The 24,088-nt window shown below is 62.4% G+C and carries 17 protein-coding genes; 14 read left to right on the top strand and 3 right to left on the bottom strand.

Going from position 1 to position 24,088, the window contains the following annotated elements:
- Nucleotides 1–11: 11 nt before the first annotated feature.
- A complete protein-coding gene (locus ABID59_RS28030; RefSeq protein ID WP_354085537.1) occupies nucleotides 12–2,759 on the bottom strand; it encodes a winged helix-turn-helix domain-containing protein in 2,748 nt (915 codons plus the stop codon).
- A gap of 259 nt (nucleotides 2,760–3,018) precedes the next feature.
- On the opposite strand from ABID59_RS28030, the gene ABID59_RS28025 reads away from it, so the two are divergent.
- The 4 genes from ABID59_RS28025 (at nucleotide 3,019) to ABID59_RS28010 (ending at nucleotide 10,985) form a co-directional block, all read left to right on the top strand.
- The gene (locus ABID59_RS28025) at nucleotides 3,019–5,886 is read left to right on the top strand and encodes an ATP-binding protein (protein ID WP_354085536.1); all 2,868 of its coding nucleotides are present in this window, start codon (nucleotides 3,019–3,021) and stop codon (nucleotides 5,884–5,886) included.
- Nucleotides 5,887–6,016: 130 nt separating this feature from the next.
- Entirely contained in the window at nucleotides 6,017–7,729 is a 1,713-nt protein-coding gene (locus tag ABID59_RS28020) for a thiamine pyrophosphate-dependent enzyme (protein ID WP_354033160.1), read from the top strand.
- Between the two features lie 887 nt (nucleotides 7,730–8,616).
- Complete coding sequence (locus tag ABID59_RS28015; protein ID WP_148750819.1) at nucleotides 8,617–9,768, top strand: OpgC domain-containing protein; 1,152 nt, start codon at nucleotides 8,617–8,619, stop codon at nucleotides 9,766–9,768.
- Nucleotides 9,769–9,917: 149 nt separating this feature from the next.
- The gene (locus ABID59_RS28010) at nucleotides 9,918–10,985 is read left to right on the top strand and encodes an adenylate/guanylate cyclase domain-containing protein (RefSeq protein WP_148750820.1); all 1,068 of its coding nucleotides are present in this window, start codon (nucleotides 9,918–9,920) and stop codon (nucleotides 10,983–10,985) included.
- 22 nt (nucleotides 10,986–11,007) lie between these two features.
- Here ABID59_RS28010 and ABID59_RS28005 read toward each other — a convergent pair whose 3' ends face one another.
- Nucleotides 11,008–12,093, bottom strand: a complete 1,086-nt coding sequence (locus ABID59_RS28005) for an AraC family transcriptional regulator (RefSeq protein WP_354085535.1) — start codon at nucleotides 12,091–12,093, stop codon at nucleotides 11,008–11,010.
- A 387-nt stretch (nucleotides 12,094–12,480) separates the two neighbouring features.
- Here ABID59_RS28005 and ABID59_RS28000 point away from each other — a divergent pair, with 387 nt between their 5' ends.
- From ABID59_RS28000 to ABID59_RS27970, 7 genes are read left to right on the top strand one after another with little or no spacing between them, the layout of a single operon-like run.
- A complete protein-coding gene (locus ABID59_RS28000) occupies nucleotides 12,481–14,133 on the top strand; it encodes a fatty acid--CoA ligase (RefSeq protein ID WP_354033157.1) in 1,653 nt (550 codons plus the stop codon).
- A gap of 42 nt (nucleotides 14,134–14,175) precedes the next feature.
- The gene (locus tag ABID59_RS27995; protein WP_148750823.1) at nucleotides 14,176–14,655 is read left to right on the top strand and encodes a MaoC family dehydratase; all 480 of its coding nucleotides are present in this window, start codon (nucleotides 14,176–14,178) and stop codon (nucleotides 14,653–14,655) included.
- The gene (locus ABID59_RS27990) at nucleotides 14,652–16,355 is read left to right on the top strand and encodes an alpha/beta fold hydrolase (protein WP_148750824.1); all 1,704 of its coding nucleotides are present in this window, start codon (nucleotides 14,652–14,654) and stop codon (nucleotides 16,353–16,355) included. Before ABID59_RS27995 ends, ABID59_RS27990 begins: the two co-directional genes overlap by 4 nt.
- Nucleotides 16,348–17,298 carry a poly(3-hydroxyalkanoate) depolymerase gene (gene phaZ / locus ABID59_RS27985; protein WP_210250896.1) on the top strand — a complete coding sequence of 317 codons (951 nt, stop codon included), beginning with the start codon at nucleotides 16,348–16,350 and terminating at the stop codon, nucleotides 17,296–17,298. The genes ABID59_RS27990 and phaZ overlap by 8 nt, the downstream gene beginning before the upstream one ends.
- A 23-nt stretch (nucleotides 17,299–17,321) precedes the next feature.
- A complete protein-coding gene (locus ABID59_RS27980; protein WP_354033155.1) occupies nucleotides 17,322–17,750 on the top strand; it encodes a phasin family protein in 429 nt (142 codons plus the stop codon).
- Nucleotides 17,751–17,780: 30 nt separating this feature from the next.
- Nucleotides 17,781–18,998 carry an acyl-CoA dehydrogenase family protein gene (locus ABID59_RS27975; RefSeq protein ID WP_354033154.1) on the top strand — a complete coding sequence of 406 codons (1,218 nt, stop codon included), beginning with the start codon at nucleotides 17,781–17,783 and terminating at the stop codon, nucleotides 18,996–18,998.
- A gap of 58 nt (nucleotides 18,999–19,056) precedes the next feature.
- On the top strand, nucleotides 19,057–20,601 hold the full coding sequence (locus ABID59_RS27970; RefSeq protein ID WP_148750828.1) for an acetolactate synthase large subunit: 1,545 nt from the start codon (nucleotides 19,057–19,059) through the stop codon (nucleotides 20,599–20,601).
- A 21-nt stretch (nucleotides 20,602–20,622) separates the two neighbouring features.
- Here ABID59_RS27970 and ABID59_RS27965 read toward each other — a convergent pair whose 3' ends face one another.
- Complete coding sequence (locus ABID59_RS27965) at nucleotides 20,623–21,405, bottom strand: IclR family transcriptional regulator (protein ID WP_148750829.1); 783 nt, start codon at nucleotides 21,403–21,405, stop codon at nucleotides 20,623–20,625.
- 114 nt (nucleotides 21,406–21,519) lie between these two features.
- Here ABID59_RS27965 and ABID59_RS27960 point away from each other — a divergent pair, with 114 nt between their 5' ends.
- The 3 genes from ABID59_RS27960 to ABID59_RS27950 are packed head-to-tail and all read left to right on the top strand — an operon-like array spanning nucleotide 21,520 to nucleotide 24,086.
- Nucleotides 21,520–21,876, top strand: a complete 357-nt coding sequence (locus ABID59_RS27960) for a VOC family protein (protein ID WP_148750830.1) — start codon at nucleotides 21,520–21,522, stop codon at nucleotides 21,874–21,876.
- Nucleotides 21,877–21,921: 45 nt separating this feature from the next.
- Nucleotides 21,922–22,950 carry an LLM class flavin-dependent oxidoreductase gene (locus ABID59_RS27955; protein WP_354085534.1) on the top strand — a complete coding sequence of 343 codons (1,029 nt, stop codon included), beginning with the start codon at nucleotides 21,922–21,924 and terminating at the stop codon, nucleotides 22,948–22,950.
- A gap of 35 nt (nucleotides 22,951–22,985) precedes the next feature.
- Nucleotides 22,986–24,086 carry a flavin reductase gene (locus tag ABID59_RS27950; protein ID WP_354085533.1) on the top strand — a complete coding sequence of 367 codons (1,101 nt, stop codon included), beginning with the start codon at nucleotides 22,986–22,988 and terminating at the stop codon, nucleotides 24,084–24,086.
- Nucleotides 24,087–24,088 lie beyond the last annotated feature (2 nt).

Genomic DNA, 24,088 nt, shown 5'->3' with positions numbered 1-24,088 from the left:
GGGGCGAAGCTTCACTGCGTGGTGACAATGCCCAGGGTCTGTGCGCGTGATACGGCCTGTGCGCGCTTCTCCACACCGAGCTTGGTGAAAACGCTCTTGAGGTGCGACTTCACGGTCTCAGGACCGATATCGAGGCTTCGGGCGATTTCCTTGTTGGACAATCCATCCGCGATCAGCGTGAGAATGTCAGTCTCGCGGCGGCTCAATGCGCCGAGAATCCGCGCGCTTGAACTCGGCGCTGAACGATCCTGTCGTGCTCGCTGTAGACCCGCCGCGAGCCGATCGACGTAAGGGATCAGATCCGCCTTGACGTTTCCTTCCCGGGTCGCCTGGAGAAGCTCGGAAATGACTGGCCCTTCGTCCAGAACGGTCTGATAAAGACCGGCCGCCGCGCACGCGGCGAGCACACGGCGAAAGCGGCTCACCGCCTCCGCCGCCTTGCCCGCACTGAGCTGAACTGCCGACTGGCGGATCGCAATGCAGATCAGGAACTGACGGTGTTCCATGGCTTCGGCTTCGTGCTGCAATTGTTGCAGGATTGAAATGGCCTCGTCCGGGCGAGCTTGCTGGCCCAGCAAATGAGCGCGGGTCAATCTGTGGTACCATCCAATCTCCGACCAGGCGCCAGGCCTCGGTGCGGGGTATTTCCGTGCCAGGCGTTCGAGGCGGTCGACGCAGGCGGCACCTTCATCCAACCGGCCATCGTTCAAATAGAGTCGCGCCTGCTCCGCGATCACGCCGGCCGAGAGCCTTCCCCAATCCCGCGAGATGCCGAGATTTTCGGCGCGCTCCAACAGGGTGCGGGCCCGCTCGAAGTTCATCCGCGCAGCGGCGACCCGGGAGATCACGAAGTAAGTGCTCCACACGCAGTCGAGCATCGTCCCCGAATTGATCAGCGGGATGCGATCGATCACCCAGGCCTCCGCCTCATCGAGCAGGCCTTGCTCGTATTTGATTCGCGCGATCAGGCTTGCAGGCAAGGCCGCCGCAACTGAATTCGGCCCGACATCCTGCTCGGCGATCCGGAAGCCCTCGCGGTAGTGCTCACCTGCCGCCGCCAGACGTATCTGCCGCTCTTCTGCGAGCCCGTTCAGGCAGTGTCTATACACCGAGGCAAATACGTTCCTGCGATCCTCCTCGACTGAATAGGGAATCCAAGGCGTCGCATGGAATTGCTTGAGGTTGCCCGCCTTCATATGACTGAAGCGAACGACGTTCGAGGCGACGTTCGCGGTCCAGGGATCGGATGAACGGTTCACGCAATCCTGCGCCAGGGGCAGCGGGCTCTCGCTGTCATCCTTCAGCGCGATGGCGACCGAGCGGATCGCCTGGCATTCGCACAGCAGGTTGGCATCCGGCAGAGGCGTTGCAGCGATATCGCCTTCGATGTCGGTTGCGAGCTTCAGGGCCTCGTCAAAACGTAGCGCGAGCGCCAATCCCCAGGCGATCGCCAGTCGGACCTCGCACTGGCCTCGCATGAGCTCGTCGGGAAACTGGCGCTGCCATTCCAGCAAGGTGAAGAGATCGCCTCTCTTGATCAAAGCCATCGCGCAATTGTTGATCCAGCCGATCGCACGGTCAGAAGCGCCGGCCGCAATCGCGTGCTGGACCGCCTCGGTCCACAATTCGTGGGAGGCATACCAAAGAGCCGCGCGTCCGTGCAGTTGAGGAACTTCAATGCCGCGGTCCGCCTCCAGCCGCTGTCGCAGATATTCGGCAAGCAGGGTGTGGTAGCGAAACCAGACTCCATCGCTGTCGAGCGGCGTGAGCAGCATCTGGCGCTGGGCAAGCGATGCCAGGATTGCACGGCTCGCGCTCAAGCCGGTCACGGCCTCGCAGAGAGGACCGGAGAGCCGGTCAAGAACAGCCGTGCGCAGCATGAAGTCGACCAGTTCGACCGGAAGCCCATCCAGCATCTCCGTCAGGTAGGCGGCAATCGGGCGCTGCGAGCCCGAGAGATTGTGGACATATTCCCTCAGACCGGATCCGGACTGCGAAGGCATGGATGAGATGATTCGAAGCGCGGCGGGCCACCCTTCGGTCTTGCGCTGCAGGAGTTGGACGTCGGGGTTTTCCAGAACCCCGGGCTTGGTGCTGTCCAGAAACGCCTTTGTCTCCTGCATGTCGAACCGCAGCGCTTCGGCATCGATCTCCATCAGCTGGTTCTGGGCGCGCAAGGTCGCGAGTGGCAGCGGAGGTTCGGTGCGCGTCGTCAGCACCACATGACAGTGGGACGGTGCGTGCTTCAGAAAATACGCGACGGTCTGATGGATGCGGGAAGCGCTGACCCAGTGATAGTCCTCGAGAAACAGGTAAACATCATCCTCGATCTCCGCCAGATCGTTGATCAGGCTCGACAGGATCGCTGTCGGGTCGATCAGGTTGTTCTCGAGGATCAGCCCAATCGCGCCGGTGCCGACGTCCGGACAGGCCTGGTGCAGGGCCTGAGCCACGTAGAACAGAAACCGCGTGGCCTCGTCGTCGTCTGAATCGATGGTCAGCCACCCAACGGCATTGCCGCCCTGCTCTAGCGTCTCGGCCCAGGTGGCTGCCAGTGAGCTCTTGCCGAAGCCCGCCGGCGCCTTGATGACTCCAAGTCGCTTGGCCGGGAGCTCGGACAAGATGGCGATGAGCCGGGGGCGTGTGACCAGCCCGCCGAATCGTGCCGGCAAGATCTTGGTCGCGAGAAACGGCAGCTGTCCTCCGCCGGGCAAGGTGCCCGTTCCATGGGTCGGATGGCTGGAGCGCGGTTGGATCAAGGGCTCCCCCTACCCACGTCGGTCCTCCCCCCATTCGGGGGATGCAAACAATGGTGAAAGTGTACGATCTCTGTTAGCGAGAGGGAAGCGCCGGGCATGGTCGGTTGTATGCAGTCCGCATACCGGTCGCCGCGTGCTGATCCCTTCAAGTCCGCGCGTGGAGCCGAAAGCAAGGTGATGTCTATCAAGAACGCACGCTTGGGCTTCTCGCGGATCGTTGAATATCCAGGAAAAGCACCCAAAGCCCGTGCCAATAGCCATGGCTGACGATGAGCTTCGTGGAAATCTGCTGTTTGGCCCCTTTGAGCTTTCGAGCAGGGAGCGGGTGCTTCGGCGCGACGGCGTGGCGCTGCCGCTCGGCAGCAGGGCCCTCGACATCCTGATCTACCTTGCCGCGCGTCCGGGTGAGGTGATCGCAAAGCAGGAGTTGATCGATCACGTCTGGCCGGATGTGACGGTCGAGGAGGGGAGCATCCGCGTCCACGTGGCCGCGATCCGCAAGGCGCTTGGTGACGGCCAATTCGGAAACCGCTACATCGCAAACATCAAGGGACGGGGCTACTCGTTCGTCGGCACAATGGTCCCCCTCGGAGGCGCCACGGAAGGCAGGAACGCCGGGTCCCCGCACCAGGGCAAGCTTCCGGTGCGACCGATCACGATGATCGGGCGCGAGACGTTCGTCAGGGAGGTCAGCGACAAGCTTCGACATGACCGGTTCGTGACGCTGCTCGGCCCCGGCGGCATCGGCAAGACCACCATCGCTCTGGCCGTCGGCCGGGCCGCCGCCGAGGCGTTTGGCAGCGAGGTTTATTTTGTCGATCTGGAAAGCCTCACCGATCCGAACCATATCGCTGCGGCCGTCGCGACCTCCCTGGGGCTTGCACTCAAATCGAAAGATCCCGGCCTGGAGCTGCTCGACCTGATCCAGTCACGGAAGCTGCTCGTCATACTCGATAGCTGCGAGCACGTGATCGAGGCGGTCGCCTCGCTCGCCGAACAACTCTACCAGCAGACCGAAGCGATCCATGTCCTGACCACGAGCCGGGAATTGTTGAAAGTCGAGGGTGAGCATTGCTGCCGGGTTCTCCCGCTTGATTTTCCACCGGACGGCTCGGAGCAAACGGCAAATGCCGTGCTGCGATATCCGGCAGTGCAGCTGTTCGTGCGGCGTGTGGCCACGCGAGCAGGCAGCGTCGTTCTCACCAACAAGGAGGCGCCATTCGTCGCGGAGATATGCCGAAAGCTCGACGGAATCCCGTTGGCGATCGAGTTGGCCGCGGGTCAGGTGACTGCCCTTGGCCTCAAGAACACGGCTGACCTCCTGGTGTTCCGGCTGGAATTGCTGAAGCTGAGCCATCGGACGGCTGTTGCCAGACATCGGACGCTCAAGGCGACCTTGGATTGGAGCTACGATCTTTTGTCCGACGCAGAGAAGATCGTCTTTCGACGCATCGCTCCCTTCGTCGGACATTTCCCCCTGGATGGCGCGCGGTCAGTCACGGGTGACCCCGGCGTGGGCGCCGAAGACATTTTCGACGCGGTCGCGGGCCTGGTCGAGAAGTCATTGATAGCAACCCGGATCGATGCCGCGCAGGCACAGTATCGGTTGCTGAACACGACCCGGGCGTACGCGCTCGCAAAGCTGGAGGAGCATGCCGAAGTCGACATGGTCTTCGGCCGGCATGCAGCATACCTCGCCGGACACCTCGAAGCGCTGAGGGAGGATCTATCAACCCTGCCAGGCGCTGAAAGAGTTGCGGCCTATTCTGACCAATTGAGTAACGTCCGTGCGGCGCTCGAATGGAGCTTTGGGCCGCACGGCGATGCCGAGACGGCAATGAGGCTGGCTGCCGCTTCCACGCAGGTGTTTCTGGAGCTGTCACTGTTGCTCGAATGCCAGGCATGGGCAGAGCGAGCGATGGCAAGCCTGGGAGACCCGCATCGAGGCTCCCGTCGCGCAATGGAAATCTCTGCATCGATACCGCTGGCCTTGATGCATACGGAGGGTAACGACCAACGCGTCCGGATCGCCTTTGAGAACGCGCTGGAGATTGCGATCGAGCAAGGAGATCTCCGCTACGAGCTCAGAATTCTGAGTGGACTTTTCACGTATTCGCACTGGATCATGGACATTCGAGGTGCGACCGACATCGCCGTTCGGAGCAAGAAACTGGCGTTGAGGATGGGGGATCACGACGACCTGGCACTGGCCGAAGCCATGTTGGCGGCCTCCGAACATCTGTCGGGCGATCACCTCGCCGCGCAACTGTATTGCGAATCCGGCCTCCGACACCTGGCGTCCGGACCGCGCTCTCGAACGGAAGTGTATCTTTTTCATTATACGAGCTTCCTGCTCGTCGGCATGGCACGTTGTCTCCTGTACAGGGGCCTGCTCGACCAATCGCTGGACTATGCAAGGCGCGCCAGAGAGGAAGGCAAAAGGTCAGGCAACCCCGCCACGTTTTGCCGTTCCCTGGCTTTGGTCCTTCCTGTGTTTCTGACTATGGCGGACCTGAGGCAATCGGAGCAGTACATCGGTGAACTGAGTGAGCTCTCCGCTGCGCATTCCCTGATGCCGTATCGCGCCATAGCGACAGGCCTGAAGGGTCAGTTGTTGCTCCTTCAAGACAATCGCATCGAAGCGATCCAATTGCTGAAGCGAGCCCTGGAAGAGCTTCACGTCCAGCGTCACGAGATGCTGAATATGGATTTTACCTGCGATCTGGCCTTGGCCCTCGTGGGCATAGGTGAGCACGAGCAGGCGCTGACCCTCACGGTGAATGCAATCGAGCAACAGCAGCGCGCCGGCAAATTCTTGCATATGCCCGCCCTGTTCAGGATGAAAGGGCTCATCCTGGCGGCCCGATCTGCCGAGGATCATCTCGACGCCGAAGAAAGCCTGCTGTCGGCAATCGACTGGGCCAAGCGCCAGTCCGCCACCCTGTTCGAATTGACGGCGGCGACGGAACTGGCCGCGCTGTTGCTGAAACAGGATCGCTTGCCGGAAGCTTACCAATATCTCAGCACGAGTCTTGATCGATTGCCGGCCCGAATTTCCTTTCCTGCTCGCAATCGCGCGGTGCAAATGCTCGGCCAACTCCAATCCGGAACCGAGGACGTCGGCTGAATGGCGCGCCATCCGCCGGCCGTGCGCCGTCAGCGCAGGCGGGTTCAAGTCCTCGCATTCCGATCCAAGCCCCCACGGTGCAGCTGGGTGCAGGTTGTGGCAGGAACGGTCACAGCCAGGGTTGAATGTCATGGGCAAGCTGGTCGCGGATATCATTGTTGAAACCTTGCAAAGTGCGGGCGTCAAGCATTGCTATGGCGTCGTTGGCGATACCCTCAATCTGATCGCGCGCTCGCTCGAAAAAAGCAAGATCCAGTGGATATCGATGAGACACGAAGAGGCGGGGGCGTTCGCCGCGCAGGCAGAGGCGCAGGTCGCCGATCGCCTGACGGCAGTTGCGGGGAGCTGCGGCCCCGGTAGCCTGCACTTCATCAACGGGATATTCGAGGCCAATCGCAACCGTGCGCCCGTCATCCTGATCGCAAGTCAGATCATTCGCGACGAATTGGGCTTCGATTTCATCCAGGAGGTCGATTTCAAGCAGGTCTACAGGGACTGCAGTGTCTTCTGCGACATGATCCACACGCCGGAACAGGCGCGCCGGAAGACGGTGATCGCCTGCCAAACGGCTCTGGCGAAACGTGGTGTTGCCGTTCTGATCGTGCCGGCCGATATCTCCGCCTCGGCCGTGGATAACAACGTCCCCTATGCGGTGCACGTCGCCCAGCCTGTCACGCGACCGAACGATGCGGATCTCGATGAGATCGCAGACATCCTCAACACTAGCGAAAACGTCGTCCTGTACGGTGGTTCGGGCTGCCAGGGGGCACATCAGGAGATTCTCGCGGTCGCCAACAGGCTGAAAGCGCCGATCGCGCATACGTCGCGGGCCAAGGATTTTCTCGAGTTTGACAATCCCTACAATATTGGGATGACCGGGATGCTCGGCAACGAGGCCGGGTACCACGCCTTGCTGGACTGCGATGCGCTGCTGATGCTGGGCGCAGACTTTGCCTGGCGGCAATTCTACCCGGACAAGGCAAAAATCGTGCAGGTCGATATCGACCCGACCCATCTGGGACGACGTCATCCGATCAAGAAGGGCGTCGTCGGCGATGTGAAGGCGACGCTGGAGGCTTTGCTACCGAAGCTGGTCGAGCGCACCGACGCCGCGTTCCGAAGCGCGTATGTGAAGCGCTACGCGAAATATCGGGAGGCCGAGCGGGCCAAGGTCGCTGCCGGTCACGATGGCAGTATTCCCGGAAGCTATCTGACGCAGGTGATCAGTCGCCATGCGGCAAAGGATGCCTTGTTCACGGCCGACGACGGCACCCCGGCCGCCTGGGCCTACCGCCATATCGAGGCGAATGGGCAGCGCCGCATTTTCGCGAGTCTGCTTCATGGAACGATGGCCAATGGCATGCCGTCATCCGTCGGGCTCCAGAAGGCAGAACCCGGCCGGCAAGTCGTATGCATGGCAGGCGACGGCGGGATCTCGATGCTGTTCGGAGACCTGATGACGATCGTCCAACAGGAGTTGCCCATCAAGATTGCCGTCTATGACAACGGCAAGCTTGGCTTTGTCGAGATCGAGCAAAAGGCGGAGGGCATGCTCGATACCTTCACGAAGTTGAAGAATCCGAATTTCGCCGGCGTCGCGCGCGCACTGGGTCTCTGGGGCCAGACCGTTTCGAACGCGGACGAATTGGAGACTGCGGTCAAGGACTGGCTGGCCCAACCGGGGCCCGCGCTTCTGCACGTGCACGTCAACCCGATGCAGCTTGTCATGCCGCCATTCATGCAGGTCGAGCCTGCAATCGGGATGGCGCTGTATTCCGCTCGTGCCGTCCTGCATGGCCGTGGAGGAGACGTCTGGGAGATGGTCAAGGAGAATTTCCTCTAGCCGAGGTCGCCTTCCCTCAGCGGCAGTGTGGCATCCCGATCGCTTCGCCGCACGGCCTGAGAGTGGCCAAGCATTGCTGTCATGGGTCGATCGAGATTGCGGAAATCGGCGGAGCCATCGGCTTTGCCCATGGCAAGGTATCTTGCTGTTGTCGGGGCCGCACTCGCTGTTCTTCTGCTGATAGCCGGCCGGTCCTTGCCGGAGCTGCCGGACAGATTTCCCGATCGGCCGGACAGCATCGATGCGGCGACGATCCGGATCGAGTCCGCGCGCAAATGGCCGGAGAAGGTTGTCCTGGATACCAGCCAGCCGACATTCTTTCCCCCATCCGTCGATGTGGCGCCGGCCCGGGACCTGGTCGAGCGTCTACCCGATGAAGAGACGGATCAACCGGACGTCGACTCTCAGGCCGACGCGGTGGCGAGGCCGAAACCGGATGTTCGACCGATCGTTGCCGAGCATCCGTTCGTGCGAGCCAAGCGTAAGAGGGCTCGGACGGCTCCATCGGCTCATGTGGCAAGAGCCCGTAGTCCCAATGAGCTCCAGAGGCCGACCGAGGAGTGCTGCTGGTTTGAGCCGATGGACAGGCGGGCACCATCGAGACCTGCCTCGCGCAATCGCGTCGCGGGTCGTGACTCATGGACAGGATGGCATTTTCTGGAGGCAAATTGAAAGTCAGGGCCGCTCTGCCGGCCTCGTCTCTTCTTTCTGCCGAACTCACATCCAGCATGCGCACGATTGTCCAATACGAAAAGTCATGGGCCGTTATGCTCGGAGCGATCACGTCGAAATGCCGAGACAGGCTCTGGACTCCGTAAACGGAGGCGCTGCGCAGGCCGGGCGTCGGCGGAAGAGATGCCGCGTGTTAGAGCTTCGGTGCATTGACGATGAAGATTCTTGCGACGCTCCCGACGAAAGGCCGAGATCTCCGGCTGGACCTGTTTCGAGGTGTGGCAAATTGGGGAATCTTCCTCGACCATATCCCCAACAACATCGTGAACTGGGTGACAACGCGAAACTACGGCTTCAGCGATGCTGCGGATCTCTTCATCTTCATTTCCGGCTACACTGTCGCCTTCGTCTTCGCGCGGATGATGCTCGAACGCGGGTTCATCATCGGCGCAACCAGGCTTGTGAAGCGGGTCTGGCAGATCTACGTCGCCCACGTTTTCCTTTTCGTGCTCTATCTCGCTGAAATCGGATATGTCGCACAGAGGTCTGGTAACTCCGGTTTCACCGATGACTTCAACATACGAGGTTTCCTCGACAATCCTGCGCAGTTCCTGTTCGAGGGGCTGATCCTGCGCTTCAAGCCGGTGAACATGGATGTGCTGCCGCTTTACATCGTGCTGATGGGCGTCTTCCCGCCGATACTTTGGCTGATGCTACGCAGGCCCAACATGACCCTGGCCGCTTCGGGGGTGCTGTATTTGGCGGCCAGGCACTTCGGTTGGAACCTCTCGGCCTATCCAACTGGCCTCTGGTACTTCAATCCATTCGCATGGCAATTTTTGTTCACGTTCGGGGCCTGGTTTGCGCTCGGCGGAGCGGCGCAGGCGATGCCGTTCATCCGGTCGCGTACCGCGTTGGTGCTCGGCATCGGCTATCTTCTGTTCGCTCTGGTGATGACGATGGCGGCCCGATTTGACGAACTGCGGTCATTGATTCCGCCGGAGGTCTACGGCGCCTTCAATCCAAACGACAAGAGCAACCTCGCGCCTTATCGCTTGCTGCATTTCGTTGTGTTCGCGTTCTTCGTCGTTCGTCTGCTGCCACGCGATTGGCCGGGGCTCGAATGGGCGATCTTTCGGCCCGCAATCAAATGCGGTCAGCAATCGCTCGAAGTCTTTTGCTCCGGGATATTCCTGTCCTTTGCTGCGCACGTCGTGCTGGTCGAGATTTCCGGTGCGATCTGGATGCAGATCGTGGTCAGCATTGTCGGCATCCTGATGATGACCGTGCTGGCGTACTACCGGTCCTGGTCGAAGAACGCTGACAAAGCGCCGAAGGCCAAACCGGTCGTCGCAATGGCAGGTTGAGAAGTGCCGAGGGGCAGCGTTGGGAAATACCAGGTTCGGCCGGCGGCCTTTCCAGGGTTCGTCGGATCGGCGACGCGCGGATTTGCTGTAGTGCCGGGTTCTGGCCCCGGCATAGGCAGCAGATCCGACGAACGAATGGCGATGGTTCGATGCTGCGCTATCTTATCGGGCTCCGTTCCCTTCCCGTAGCGGCCGCGCTCGCGATCGGCATTTTCCTGGTTGACACGCTGACGTCCCTGCACTTTGCAGTGGCGTCGCTCTACGTGACCGTTGTCTTGATTGCCGCTTATGATCTTCGTCGCCGCGGCATCGTGATCACGGGCGTCACCTGTGGGCTTCTTACAGTTCTCAGCTATGTGCTCATGCACGGATTTGAGGCCGACGGAGCCGCCCCGTTGCGGTTTGCGGTGAGCCTGATTTCAATCCTGATTGCCACCATCCTGGTGCTCCGGAACGTTTCGGCAAACCTGCGCGTCAAGGCAGTTGAGCGGGAGCGGGCAAACCTCGCCCGCTTCTTCTCGCCGAAAATTGTCGATCAGCTTGTCGACATTCAAACGCCGTTCTCCTTCGCACGCCGTCAACCCGCCACCGTCATGTTTGCCGATATGGTAGGCTTTACCGCGTATTCGTCCGGAAAGCCTCCAGATGTTGTCATCAGCATGCTGCGCGATCTGCTTCGCCTCCTGAGCGAGGCGGTTTTCTCCAATCATGGATCGGTCGACAAATATCTGGGCGATGGACTGATGGCATTTTTTGGCCCGCCCTTGATGAGCCGGCGAGATGCCACGAACGCGGCCCTGTGCGCTGTGGAAATCGTCAACGCGATCGAATGCCGGAACCGGCAGCGCATCCACTGCAACGAGAGTGCCGTCCGCATCGCCGTCGGAATTCACTATGGTGAGGTCGTGCAAGGAGATGTCGGCAGCGAGAAACGGCTCGAGCTGACCTTGGTGGGGGACACCGTGAATATCGCGAGCCGCGTTGAAACCTATTGCCGAATTCTCGATGCCCCGGTGCTGGTGACCGGCGAATTCGTGGAGGCGCTGCGGGCGGAGGGGAGCCTGGACCTTGCGAAAGCCTTTGTCGACGAAGGTGTCCACGTCTTGCGCGGCTGCAAGGAGCCGATCCGCCTCTTCAGCATGAGAAGAGAGCCAAGGCCTGCCCTGCAACCGGTCGACCGGCTGGTCTGCGGCCGGCCGGCGGATCAAGTTGGATAAAATGAACCGGCGAACACGCGTCCTATTCTGCCCTGATGTCGCTTGGTGCCTTGTTTGTCCATCGATGGAACGCGCGACGGAAATTGGCGGCATCGCTGAATCCGAGCGCCAGGGCAATGTCGTCGTTCGAGAGCCGGGTCGTGCGCAGATACTTCAGCGCAATCTGGGTGCGTAGCTCGTCCAGCAGACCGCGATAGGAAAGACCCTGCTGGCGCAGTTTGCGGCGCAGGGAGCGGTCGTTCATGCCGAGAAGTTTGGCCGCCGCCGAGGAGGTTGGTGGGTTGGTAATATCCGCCAGCAGAAGGTCGCGAATCTTTCCGGCGATGCCGATTCGCAACGTCAAATCGTCGAGCAGATCGTCGCAAAGCGCGACGATCGCTGGATAGGTGGTCTTGTTGCCGAGGCGCGCCTGCTGTTCCAGCCAGGTGGAACGGAAGACGATCTTGTTCGCGGGGTTCGCGAAGCTCACGTTGCACCGTAACTCGTCTTTCGGAAAGCTGGCGTCAGCGCCGGGGTAGGCGAGGCAGACCTCGTCGGGAGCGAACGCGGGACCCATGACGTCGCGCATCAGAGAGATATGTATTCCGATCTGCATCTCGGTGATGAAGCGATACAGCGCGAGATCAGTCGTGGCGTGCAGATTGGGTTCGATGGACCAGATGGCGGATCCGTTCTCCTCGCTGAAGCTGATTGCGGCCAAGGGGGCCGCGAGCATGTGGTACCGCGTCGCGAACTGCATCGTCCGGCGAAAGTCGGGACAGCACAGGATGGCGAAGCCGTACATTCCGTAGGTGGAGATATGGATGGATGCTCCGATCCGATAGGCAAGATGAGGATCTTGCGAGAGCCGGACGGCATTCTTGTAGGCGGTCAGCAATTGCTTGAGCGAGATCCGGGCCTTCGAGGAATACACCTCCTTCGCCGGCAGATTGACATCCTTCAATATCTCGCTGGCCGGGTGCCCCTGGTTCGACAGCATGTCGAACAGTGCGGCAAGCTTGGTCGTTTCGTAGACGCGCTCGCTTAAGCCGACGATCGGCGATCCCTGCGCGCCTTCCGGGGGCGGTTCTGAGGACGGGGAAGGATGATGCTGCCGAACTTTTTGCAATCAGGTCCGCCTTTGCGCCGGAGCATCCGAGATGAGCGCACTCCCGCTCACCATCCGGCCGTGGTCTCGCAAGGATAACAGCTTTTTGGATCGTCAGAAGCAAGAGCGGGATTTGCGATGCGTCAGGCGGATGCCGCGTCGCCGCAAATCGCGAAATGAGCAGCTTTATTCAAGAACGAATGCCGGAGTGGTCGTAACCTGTCCGTTCTGGACCCCGTTGATGTCCGTTTCGGACCTTCACAAACACCACGCGTCACGCGACGGTCGGTGTCCACGTCGGGTGATGAAATCATCGTGTGAGAGACGACCGGCCGAGGCGATCCGCAGGTCATAATTGCGGACGTCGCGAGGAGCCGGGGGAGAGACAACGTTTCGAGGGAGGCCGCCATGGTGGGAAGGCTGATCCAGACCGCCAAATCCGCCTATCGATATCCCCTGATCCTCAAGCAGTTGTGGCATACCCCGCTGCTGCAATCGCCTGAGCAGGAGATCGTTTATCGCGATCGAACGCGTTTCACCTATCGCCAGCTCGGAGAGCGCATCGCCCGCCTTGCTTCCGCGCTGAAGAGGCTCGGTGTCGAGCCCGGCGACACGGTCGGCGTCCTCGACTGGGACAGTAACAGGTTTCTTGAGGCCTTCTTCGCGATCCCCATGATGGGTGCGGTGCTGCAAACGGTCAACGTGCGGCTCTCGCCCGATCAGGTCGCCTATACGATCGATCACGCCGGCGCATCCACACTGCTCGTCAACGATGAGTTCGTCGGCTTGCTGGAAGGCATCAAGCCGCAGCTCACGAAGGTCAAGACACTTGTCGTGATGTCGGATCGTCCTCGTCCCGAGACTGGAAGCCAGCCGTTTGCCGGCGAGTACGAGAGCCTGCTCGCCGATGCGTCGCCCACCTATGATTTTCCGGATTTCGACGAAGATACGCAGGCGACGACCTTCTACACCACCGGAACGACTGGCCTGCCCAAGGGGGTCTATTACAGTCACCGGCAGCTGGTGCTGCATTCGCTAGGCGAGCTGGCATTCTTCGGGATCGCGAGCCAACAGGGCCGGTTCTCGCGCGACGACGTCTATATGCCGATCACGCCCATGTTCCATGTGCACGCCTGGGGCTTTCCCTGGGCTGCGACACTTGCCGGCGTCAAGCAGGTCTATCCCGGGCGCTACGACCCGGCGATGCTCGTCAAGCTGATCAAGAGCGAGGGCGTCACGTTCACCCACGGCGTCCCGACGATCCTGCAAATGCTGCTGAACGCCGCGGCAGCCACCAAGACAGACCTCACGGGCCTGAAGATGGTGATCGGCGGCTCGGCGTTGCCGAAAGCGCTGGCGAAGCAGGCGCTTGCCGCAGGCATCGACATCTTTGCCGGCTACGGCATGTCCGAAACCGGCCCGATCGCCGCGGTGGCGCACGTCATGTCGCGCGACCTGAGCGGCGATCACGATCAGGAGGTGGAGTTCCGGACCAAGGCGGGCATGGCGGCGCCGCTGGTCGACCTGCGTATCGTCGACGAGGACATGAACGATGTCCCCCATGACGGCAAGTCGTCCGGAGAGATCGTGCTGCGCTCACCTTGGCTGACGCAGGGCTACTACAACAATCCCGAGGGCTCGGAGGAGCTCTGGGCCGGCGGCTATCTGCACACGAACGACATCGCGGTGGTGAGCCCGGGCGGCTACGTGCATATCACCGATCGCCTCAAGGACGTCATCAAGACCGGCGGCGAGTGGGTGTCCTCGTTGCAGATCGAAGACCTGATCACGCAATGTCCGGGCGTGGAAGAGGCGGCCGTCATCGGCGTCAAGGACGACCGCTGGGGCGAGCGTCCGCTTGCCCTCGTCGTCAAGAAACCGGCGGAGACGAATGATGTCACCGATACGATCGTGAAAGATCATCTCAAGGCGTTCGCCGACAAGGGCGTCATCTCACGATACGGAATCCCCGGGAAGATCCTCTTCATCGACAGCATCCCCAAGACCAGCGTCGGCAAGATCAACAAGAAGGAGCTGCGCAAGCGCTACGGCGACATGTAGCCGTTCGATCCCGGTCGGCGAAAAGCATCAGAGGAGGAAAATGTGAGCAACCTCACCCTTGCCGGTCTGAGCGAACGAATTGGACAGGAGCTTGGCGTGTCGGAATGGGCCGTGATCGACCAGGCGCGTATCGACGCGTTCGCCTCCTGCACCGGCGACCATCAGTGGATTCACGTCGATGTCGAACGGGCGTGCCGTGAAAGTCCCTTCCGCAGTCCGGTCGCACACGGCTATCTGGCGCTGGCGATGGTGGCGCCGCTGTCGATGCAGGTCGGCGTCATCCCCGTCGACGCGGCAGCCGGCCTGAACTACGGCATCGACAAGGTGCGCTTCCTCGCGCCGGTGCCAGCGGGCGCGCGGGTCAGGCTGCGTGTCGTTCTTGCCGCCATCGAGCCGAAGGAACGTGGGCAGGTGGTCATGAAGACCCGGAATACGTTGGAAGTGGAGGGGACGGAAAAGCCTGCGCTGATTGCCGAGACGTTGGCACTGCTGATTCCCGCAACGGAAGCGAGCCGGTCATGAGCACGGTAAGCCCCGGCCCCACATCGTCGCGCGTAGAAATATCCGAGGAAGCATCCAGGAATACGCTGGCGCTCAATCCGCTCGTGGCCATCCAGGGCCAGGATCTGCTCGACAGCGCCGGCATCCTGTTCAAGGCGGTCATCAACGAGCCGAAGGTCGCAACGGAACAGTGGCTCGCCTTCGTCGGCGAGCTCGGCTCCATCGTTGCCGGGAAGTCCGAGCGCGCGCCGAAGGCCGGCGACAAGCGGTTCTCGGACCCGACTTGGAAGGAGAGCTCGTTGCACAGCGGCCTGCTCAAGGCCTATCTGGCGTGGGGCGAGGCCTTCAATGGCCTTGTCGACAAGACCAGCCTCAGCGATATCGACAAGGCGCGCGCGCACCTGGTCACCGAGATCCTGATCGATGCCGTCGCGCCGACCAACGCGATGGTCACCAATCCCGCGGCGGTCCGCAAGTTCGTCGACAGCGGCGGACAGAGCATGTGGCGTGGATTGAAGAATTACTTCGACGATCTGACCCGTAACCGCGGCATGCCGTCGATGGTCGACACGAGCGCGTTCAAGGTCGGCGAGAATCTTGCGGTCACGCCGGGTGCGGTCGTGCTGCGCAACGAATTGCTCGAGCTGATCCAGTACACGCCGATGACGGCAACCGTCTGGAAGCGGCCGTTGCTGGTGACGCCGCCGCAAATCAACAAGTACTACGCGCTCGATCTCTCTCCGGACAAGAGCATGATCCGCTTCCTGCTCGAGAGCGGGATCCAGACATTTGCTGTCAGTTGGCGCAACCCGACGGAGGCGCATCGCGACTGGGGCCTGGATACCTATGTCGCAGCGCTCGACGAGGCCGTTGATGCGGCGCGCGAGATATCCGGCAGCGAGGACATCACCATGATGGGGTCCTGCTCCGGCGGCATCACGTCGACGGCCTATTTCGCGACGCTCGGCAGCGCGGCCGAGAAGAAGATCAAGAACCTGGTGCTGGCGGTTTGCCTGCTCGACCCTAACGCGGCCGAGGAGGGCGCCTTTGGCTGCTTGATGACGCCGGAAACCATGCGCGCAGCCAAGGAGATGTCACGGCTGCGTGGCATCGTCGATGGTCACGACCTGGCGCGGATGTTCGCCTGGATGCGGCCCAACGATCTGATCTGGAACTATTGGGTGAATAATTATCTGCTCGGCAACCAGCCGCCGGCCTTCGATATTCTCTACTGGAACGCCGATACGACGCGGCTGCCGGCGGCACTGCATGGCGACTATCTCGACCTGTATTTCACCAACCCGTTCGTGAATGCCGGCAAGCTCACGCTCAACGACAAGACCGTGGATATGAGCAAGGTGAAGGCGGACAGCTATGTCGTCGCCGGCGTCACCGACCACATCACGCCGTGGAAGGGTGTATACAAGACCGCTCAGATCATGGGCGAGGGCACCACCTTCGTGCTTTCGAGCAGCGGACATTTGCAAAGCCTGCTCAATCCGCCCACCAATCCAAAGGCGTCCTTCATGATCGGGCCGGTCGGCACCGGTGCCCCGGAGGCGTTCCAGGCTTCGGCCGAGAAACGGAAAGGAAGCTGGTGGCTCGACTGGCGCGATTGGTTGCATGCCCGCTCGGGCGAGGAGGTGGCGGCGCCTGCTTCGCCAGGCAGTGTGCGTCACCCAACCCTTGGCGTCGCCCCGGGGACCTACGTCTTTGAATGACAATCTCACCAGCGGGAAAAAGGCCGACTCGGTTGTCGTCGCGACGCCGGGGGCGATCGAGGTCCGGCAGATTACGATCGACGCTCAACTGCTTCAGGTCGCGGTCAGGCACGGAAGCGGCCATGGACCGCCGCTGCTGCTGTTCAACGGGATCGGCGCCAACTGGGAGTTGGCGAGGCCGTTTCTCGAAGCGCTTACGAGCACGACCACTGTCATCTTCGACGTGCCGGGCGTCGGCGGTTCGCCAAGGCCGCTGTTGCCATATCGCCCATCGACACTGGCGCGCCTTGCGGCGGGGCTCGTCGCGGAGCTGGGCTATGCGGAGGTCGACGTCGCCGGCGTGTCGTGGGGCGGGGGAATCGCGCAGCAATTTGCCCATCAATACCCAACACTGTGCCGGCGGCTGGTGCTCGCCGCGACGGCGCCCGGTTTCACCATGGTGCCGGCAAGCCCCTCGGTGTTGTGGAAGATGGCGACGCCCCGCCGCTACACCGACAAGGACTACATGAACAGGATTGCGGCGGACATCTACGGCGGCGCGTTTCGCGACGACCCGTCATTGATCGGCCGGCATGCGACCGCAATGCACGGTACGCGAAGCCTGGGCTATCTCTATCAGCTCCTCGCCATGGCCGGCTGGACCAGCCTGCCCTGGCTGTGGTCGCTGCCGCAGCCGACGCTCGTGCTGATGGGCAGCGACGATCCTCTCGTGCTTCCGATCAATGGTCACATCCTCGCAGGCCTGATCCCGAACGCCGAGCTCCGCATGATCGATGATGGGCACCTGTTCCTGATGACGCGGCCTGCGGAAACCGCAGCTCTGATCGAGGCGTTCCTGGCCGATGAGAGCAAGCAGGCCGGGCCGTCATCCCTGCTGTCGCGGACGGTCAGTTACGTCAAGAATCTCGTTCCGGCGCCCGAGGGCGGACGCCGCCAGTCCTGAGCATAACCACAAGGGAGGATATCATGACGGACGCGACCTCATACATCGACATGCTGAGAAAGTTCGGCAGCGATCTCGGCCTGCCGAAGCTGAACGTGGACGAGTTGCTCCAGGCACAGAAGAAGAATATCGACGCTCTCGGCGAAAGCGCGAAGGTGGCCGCGCAGGGCGCGCAGTCGGTGGCGCAGAAGCAACGCGAGGTGCTAGTGGCCGGCCTCAGAGAAGCCGAAACGCTCGCGCGCCAATACAAGCCGCTCGGCCAGATGCACGAGAACGTCGCGTTGCAGACCGAATTCGCGCGAAAAGTGTTCGAGATCGCGGTCGAGGGCGCGCGGGAGAGCGCATCGACCGCGCGGCAATCGACGACGGACGCGGTGAAGATCATCCAGGACCGCGTCAAGGAGAGCCTGGAGGAGATCCGCGCCAGCGTTCGCCCGAACAAGTCGGCCTGACGCAACCATCCGCGTACCAGGGAGGAGACCATGGCGAACCCGCAGGTGACACGAACGGGACGGCCGGACTATGTGCCACCGCCGATCGACGGCGACTTCTATGGGATTGCGAACGTGATGAGCGCAAGCGAGCGCGCGTTGCTCGGGCGCGTTCGCACGTTCACGGAAGGCGTCGTTGCGCCCGTGATCGAGGAGTATTGGGGGCGGGACGAATTCCCATTCGCGATCGTTCCGAAGATGGCCGAGATCGGCATCGGCGGCGTCGGCTATCAGGGCTACGGCGCGGTGGGCGGGAGCTGGTTGTTGAATGGCCTCGTCGCGATGGAGCTGGCCCGGGTCGATGCCTCAGTCGCGACGTTCTGGGGCGTACACACCGGCCTGTCGGCAGGCTCGATCTATCTGTGCGGAGACGAGGAGCAGAAGCAGCGCTGGTTGCCGTCGATGATGCGCTTCGAGAGGATCGGCTCGTTCGGCCTGACTGAACCTTTGATAGGCTCCGCCACATCGGGCGGCATGTTGACGACCTGCCGACGCGACGGCGACGTCTGGATCCTCAACGGCCAGAAGAAATGGATCGGCAACGCCACCTTCGCCGACATCAACGTGATCTGGGCGCGCGAGGAGGGGACGAACCAGGTCAAGGGCTTTGTCGTCGGCAAAGACAATCCGGGCTTCTCGGTCGAGAAGATCAGGACGAAGATGGCGCTTCGCGTCGTGCAGAACGGGCTGATCACCCTGAAGGACTGCCGCATTTCCGAGGCAGACCGTCTCCAGAATGCGAACTCCTTCAAGGACACCGCCAAGGTGCTGCGGATGACCCGCACCGGGGTGGCATGGTTCGCCGTCGGCTGCCAGATGGGCGCCTACGAGCACGCGCTGCGCTACGCGACGGAGCGGATCCAGTTCGGACGGCCGATCGGCGGCTTCCAGCTCGTGCAGGATCTCCTGGTGCGCATGCTCGGCAACGTCACATCGACCCAGGCGATGATGCAGCGCCTCGCCCAGCTTCAGGACGAAGGCGTGATGCGCGACGAGCATGCGTCGCTGGCAAAGGCATTCTGCACCGTCAAGTGCCGCGAGACGGTCGGCTATGCACGCGAGCTGCTCGGCGGCAACGGCATCCTGCTCGAGAACCATATCGGGCGGTTCGTGGCCGATGCCGAGGCGATCTATTCCTATGAAGGCACCAGGGAGATGAACACGCTGATCGTCGGCAAGGCGATCACCGGGCTGAGCGCCTTCGTCTGACCAGACGGACATCGAGTGGGCATCATAGCAGGGGCGATCAACAAGACGGGGAAGCGGCATGAATGGCGCGGAAAGTCTCTTGCGAACGCTGGTCGGATCGGGCGTCGAGGTCTGTTTCGGCAATCCTGGCACTTCGGAAATGCACTTCGTCGCTGCGCTCGACAGGGTCGAGGGCATGCGGGCCGTGCTCGGCCTGTTCGAAGGCGCGGTGACCGGCATGGCCGATGGCTATGGTCGCATGGCGGAGAAGCCGGCCGCGACCCTGCTCCACCTCGGACCGGGACTCGCCAATGGTCTTGCCAATCTGCACAATGCGCGTCGCGCAGCGACGCCGATCGTCAATGTCGTGGGTGACCACGCCACCTATCATGCGCAGTACGACGCACCGCTCGCATCCGACGTTCATGGTTTCGCGCGACCGGTCTCTGCCTGGGTGCATTCGTCGGCGAGTGCCAAGACCGTCGCTGCGGACGGCGCGCGCGCTGTGCAGGCTGCGTTGCAATGGCCCGGTCAGATTGCGACGCTGATCCTGCCCGCTGACACGGCGTGGCTAGAAGCCGATCGACCGGCACCCGCTCTCCCGAAACCGATGCCGGCCGCGGTTTCCAGTACGGCAATCGATCAGGCGGCTGCGGCGCTCAAATCGGGCCGCAAGACCATGCTGCTGATCCGGGGGGCCGCGCTGAAGGAGCGTGGACTGAGCGCGGCAGGCCGCATCGCGGCGGCGACCGGCGCGCGGATCGTGTGCGACACCTTCGCGCCACGCTGCCAGCGCGGCGCCGGGCGCGTGGCGGTCGAGCGCATCCCGTATTTCGCCGAGCAGATCGTCGAGTTCATGAAGGGAACGGAGCAACTGATCCTGGTCGGCGCGAGCCCGCCGGTGAGCTTCTTTGCCTATCCGAACAAGCCGTCCTGGTGCACGCCCGAAGACTGCAAGATCACCTATCTTGCGCACGCTCACGAGGATGGTCCGGCAGCGCTAGAGGCTCTTGCCGATGCGGTGAAGGCTACCAGGCAGGCGCTGCATGTCGGTCCACTGAGCCGGCCCGACATTCCGGCCGGACCGCTCAATCCGCAGACGGCCGGACAGGTCATCGCCCATTTGCTGCCTGACGGCGCCATCATCTCCGACGAGGGGGCGACGGCAGGCGGGGGTGTGCATCGATTTGCGGCAACGATCGCGCCGCACGATCATCTTGCCTTGACCGGCGGCGCGATCGGGCAGGGCATTCCGGTCGCCACCGGCGCTGCGGTGGCCTGTCCGGACCGGAAGATTGTCTGTCTTCATGGCGACGGCGGGGCGATGTACACGCTGCAGGCGCTGTGGACGCAAGCGCGGGAATCGCTCGACGTCACCACGGTGATCTTTGCCAACCGGTCCTACGCGATCCTCAACATCGAGCTTGCGCGGGTCGGCGCCGGAGATCCGGGGCCGAAGGCTTTTTCGATGCTGGATCTGCACAATCCCGAGCTCGATTGGGTCAAGCTCGCGTCCGGCATGGGCGTGGAGGCGAGCCGCGCGACGTCGGTTGGGGAATTCGAGAGCCAGTTCGGCGGTGCCATGAACAATCGCGGTCCCCGTGTCATCGAGGTCGTCCTGTAGCCGTACGGACTGCGCAATCGCCTAATTGCGGCTTTCGATCTTGCCGCCGAGCGCCCGCGTCGCGCTGGCGGCGCTGGCGAGCAGGGCTTTCACCTGATCGCTTGACGGCTCCACCTTCATCGAGGCCCGGGTGCCGGCGAGGCTGAGCGTGAAGCGGACATCGCCGTTCCAGTCCGCGATCGGCGCCGCAATGGAGACATAGCCGGTGAGGTCGGATCGAACGATCGTCGTGTAGCCTTTTCGCTTGAGCTCGCGCGCCGCATCGTCCCTGAACTTGCCGGCGTCGGGCCTGTCGCCGAAGACGGCGCCCCACTCCTGCTCGATCAGATGCGCCGTCAGGTTTGGTGCCAGTCGGGCGGCATAGATCTTCCCTGCCGCAGACCCCAGCATCGGGATCAGTCCGGTCCGAAACTCGAACGCGCCGCGCTGATCGCCGTCCTGCTTGAACAGGCTGAGCGGGCCGTCGTCGGTCCACGTCGTGACGGCCGCGCTTCGGCTCGTGATGTCGCGCAGATTGGTGACCTCGCGGCGGACGATCTCGAAGCCGTCGATCTGCTGAATTGCGCTGACGCCGAGCGAGAGCGCCGCAGGCCCGAGGCGATAGTGGCCCGGTTTCTCGTCCGCAGCGGCGAGCCCGATCCTGACGAGGCTCACGAGATAGTTATTCGTGGCGCTCGTCGTCAGGCCCGCCAGCGGCGCGATGTCCTTGAGAGCCATCGCCTGCTGGCTCGTCTGCATAACGCTCAGAATCCGAAAGGCAATTTCCACCGACTGAATGCCGCGGCGCGGCTTCTTCTCCTGCATCTGCTTCCTTCGACCGGTTCAGCGAATCGAGATTGACACAAACGAAAGCTGCGAGCACTATACAACAATAAAGCATATGTTCAATTATATTGAATATGCACGGAGGACACGAAAATGCCCCTTGGGGCCATCCGCAGCGTCTACACGGTCGCCAATGACATGGATCTCATGCAGGCCTTCTACGCAGAGGCGCTGGAGCTTCCGCTGGCTTTTCGGGATCGCGACAACTGGTGCCAGTTCAAGGTCGGACAGCTCGGGTTCGCGCTGAGCTCACCAGCCGAAGCGGCGACGGGCGCGCGCGGAAGTGTGGTCGTGTTCGGCGCGACCGACGTCGCTCAGTTGGCGCAGCGGATCGAGCGGCTCGGAGGGTTGCACCTGTCGAGCCGCGACATGGGTTCGCACGGCAGCGTCGCGACGTTCGCCGACCCCGAGAACAATCTGTTCCAGATCCACGTCCGGCAAAGCACCTAGCTACGGCCGCGAAACAACCGTGCCACCTGCGAAAGGATATTCATCATGAAGTTCGGCGTCTTCGATCAGAACGACCGCTCCGGTGTTCCGCTGACAGAGCAGTACGAGAACCGGCTTGCGCTCGCCGAGCTCTATGACCGGCTCGGCTTCCACTGCTTCCACATGAGCGAGCACCACGGCACGCCGCTGAGCACCACACCGTCGCCCAGCGTGTGGATGGCGGCTCTGTCCCAGCGGACCAAGAGATTGCGGCTATGTCCGCTGGTCTATCTATTGCCGACCTACAATCCCGCGCGTCTCTATGAAGAGATCTGCATGCTCGATCATTTGAGTGGCGGCCGGTTTGAGTTCGGGATAGGTCGCGGCGCCTCGCCGCACGAGCTCGACGCACTCGGGATCGACTCCGCGAAGGCGGCGAAGATGTACGCGGAGGCCTTCGAAGCGATCCAGCGCTGCTTCGCGCAGGATGCGGTCACGACGACAGGCGAGTTCTGGAACTTGAACGACTACGCGGTGGAAATGAAGCCGCTCCAGCGTCCGCATCCGCCGATGTGGTACGCGGTCGGTTCGCCCGACTCCGTGGTCTGGCCGGCGCGCAACGGCATGAATGTGGTCTGCGGCGGACAGGTGTCCCGCGTGCGCGCCATTTCCGATCGCTATCGCGAGGAGATGGCTGCCGCCGGTCTAGAGGGCAAAGCCTCTCCCCTCATCGGCGTCAATCGCTACATCATCGTCGGCGAGACCGACCGCGAAGCCCACGAGCTCGGCCGAAAGGCCTGGCCGGCGTTCTACGAAAATTTCATCAAGCTCTGGCGCAAGCACGGGACCCAGCCGGTCAACGCGAAGCTGCCACCCTCGTTCGACCAGCTCGTCGAATCCGGCCATGCGATCGCCGGTTCTGCCCGGACGGTCGCGCAACTCCTGTCCGACCAGGTTGCGCTCGGCGGGCTGAACTACGTGATCGGCAGCTTCATGTTCGGAACCATGCCGCACGCGGAAGCGGCGGCCTCGATCCGCCGCTTCGCCGAACAGGTGATGCCCGCGGTGAAGGCGGCCGAAGCAGTCGCCGCATGAGTGCCCAAAACGGGTGAACGCTAAGGAGGTGGAAGATGGCTGATGCTCCTCTGTTCGACAGCCGCGACCTGCGGCGCGCGCTCGGAACCTTTGTCACCGGCGTGACAGTGGTGACCACGACCGATGACGAAGGCAGATTCCATGGCGTCACCGCCAACTCCTTCAGCTCGGTATCGCTTGATCCGCCGCTGGTGCTTTGGAGCCAGGCGGTTAAAAGTCACAGCCACCCGGCCTTCTTCAAGGCCGAACGCTTTGCCGTGAACATCTTGGCCGAGGACCAGATCGAGCTGTCAAAGCGCTTTGCGAAGTCATCGCATGAGAAGTTCGTCGGCATCGATGTCGATATCGGCTCCGGCGCCGTGCCGCTGCTCCGCGATTGCAGCGCCAGGCTCCAGTGCCGGGTCGTGTCGCGGGTGCCGGGCGGCGACCACACCATCTATGTCGGCGAGGTGTTTGCGATCGATTGCGCCGAACGCAAGCCGCTCGTCTTCGGCAACGGTCAATATCTGCTGGCTGATCCCCACGATATGGCTGATGGCGCATTGTTGCCCGATCGCAAGCAGGCGCAACTGGCCGCCATGCGGCTCGGCACGCGCGCGATCGAGCGCCTCGCGAACCAGTTCGACGAGACGATGGCGCTCGCGGTCTGGGGTACCCACGGTCCAACCATCACCCATTGGGAGCCGGCGTCCGCTCCCGTCAGCGACGCGCTTCCCGTCGGACTGATACTGCCCGTGACCTCGACGGCAACCGGTCTGGCATTTGCCGCACATCTTCCGCCCGAGGCCATCGCGCAGACGGGCTGGCCAGGAGAGGCCGCGACGGCCGAGGAAGGCGATTGGGAGGAGCGCCTCGAAGACATCCGGCGACTGGGACTCGCAAGGCAGGGACTCGAAACCTTCCACCGCAGCGAAACGCTGATCAATGCCCTCAGCGCGCCGGTGCGCGATGCAAGCGGCCAGGCGGTGCTGGCTCTGACCGCGGTCGGCGAGGCGAGCCGGTTTCCCGCGGATCTCGACGGCATCTTCGCCCGTGCCCTTCGGCAGAGCGCAGAAGATCTGTCTCGCCGCCTCGGCTACCGCTTCGACAATGCGCTCGAACCGGCCAAGCGGCTGGAGCTGGTTGCTGGAGCTTGATC

The sequence above is a fragment of the Bradyrhizobium sp. S3.3.6 genome, from assembly GCF_040546905.1.
GTDB classification, from domain to species: Bacteria; Pseudomonadota; Alphaproteobacteria; order Rhizobiales; family Xanthobacteraceae; genus Bradyrhizobium; species Bradyrhizobium cytisi.
Note: the sequence above shows the minus strand (reverse complement) of the source record. Positions and strands in the feature narration are given on the sequence as shown.

Coding starts and splice junctions, on each gene's coding strand:
- ABID59_RS28025 (WP_354085536.1), top strand. CDS start 3,019: ATGGCTGACGATGAGCTTCGTGGAAATCTGCTGTTTGGCCCCTTTGAG.
- ABID59_RS28020 (WP_354033160.1), top strand. CDS start 6,017: ATGGGCAAGCTGGTCGCGGATATCATTGTTGAAACCTTGCAAAGTGCG.
- ABID59_RS28015 (WP_148750819.1), top strand. CDS start 8,617: ATGAAGATTCTTGCGACGCTCCCGACGAAAGGCCGAGATCTCCGGCTG.
- ABID59_RS28010 (WP_148750820.1), top strand. CDS start 9,918: ATGCTGCGCTATCTTATCGGGCTCCGTTCCCTTCCCGTAGCGGCCGCG.
- ABID59_RS28000 (WP_354033157.1), top strand. CDS start 12,481: ATGGTGGGAAGGCTGATCCAGACCGCCAAATCCGCCTATCGATATCCC.
- ABID59_RS27990 (WP_148750824.1), top strand. CDS start 14,652: ATGAGCACGGTAAGCCCCGGCCCCACATCGTCGCGCGTAGAAATATCC.
- ABID59_RS27980 (WP_354033155.1), top strand. CDS start 17,322: ATGACGGACGCGACCTCATACATCGACATGCTGAGAAAGTTCGGCAGC.
- ABID59_RS27975 (WP_354033154.1), top strand. CDS start 17,781: ATGGCGAACCCGCAGGTGACACGAACGGGACGGCCGGACTATGTGCCA.
- ABID59_RS27970 (WP_148750828.1), top strand. CDS start 19,057: ATGAATGGCGCGGAAAGTCTCTTGCGAACGCTGGTCGGATCGGGCGTC.
- ABID59_RS27965 (WP_148750829.1), bottom strand. CDS start 21,405: ATGCAGGAGAAGAAGCCGCGCCGCGGCATTCAGTCGGTGGAAATTGCC.
- ABID59_RS27960 (WP_148750830.1), top strand. CDS start 21,520: ATGCCCCTTGGGGCCATCCGCAGCGTCTACACGGTCGCCAATGACATG.
- ABID59_RS27955 (WP_354085534.1), top strand. CDS start 21,922: ATGAAGTTCGGCGTCTTCGATCAGAACGACCGCTCCGGTGTTCCGCTG.
- ABID59_RS27950 (WP_354085533.1), top strand. CDS start 22,986: ATGGCTGATGCTCCTCTGTTCGACAGCCGCGACCTGCGGCGCGCGCTC.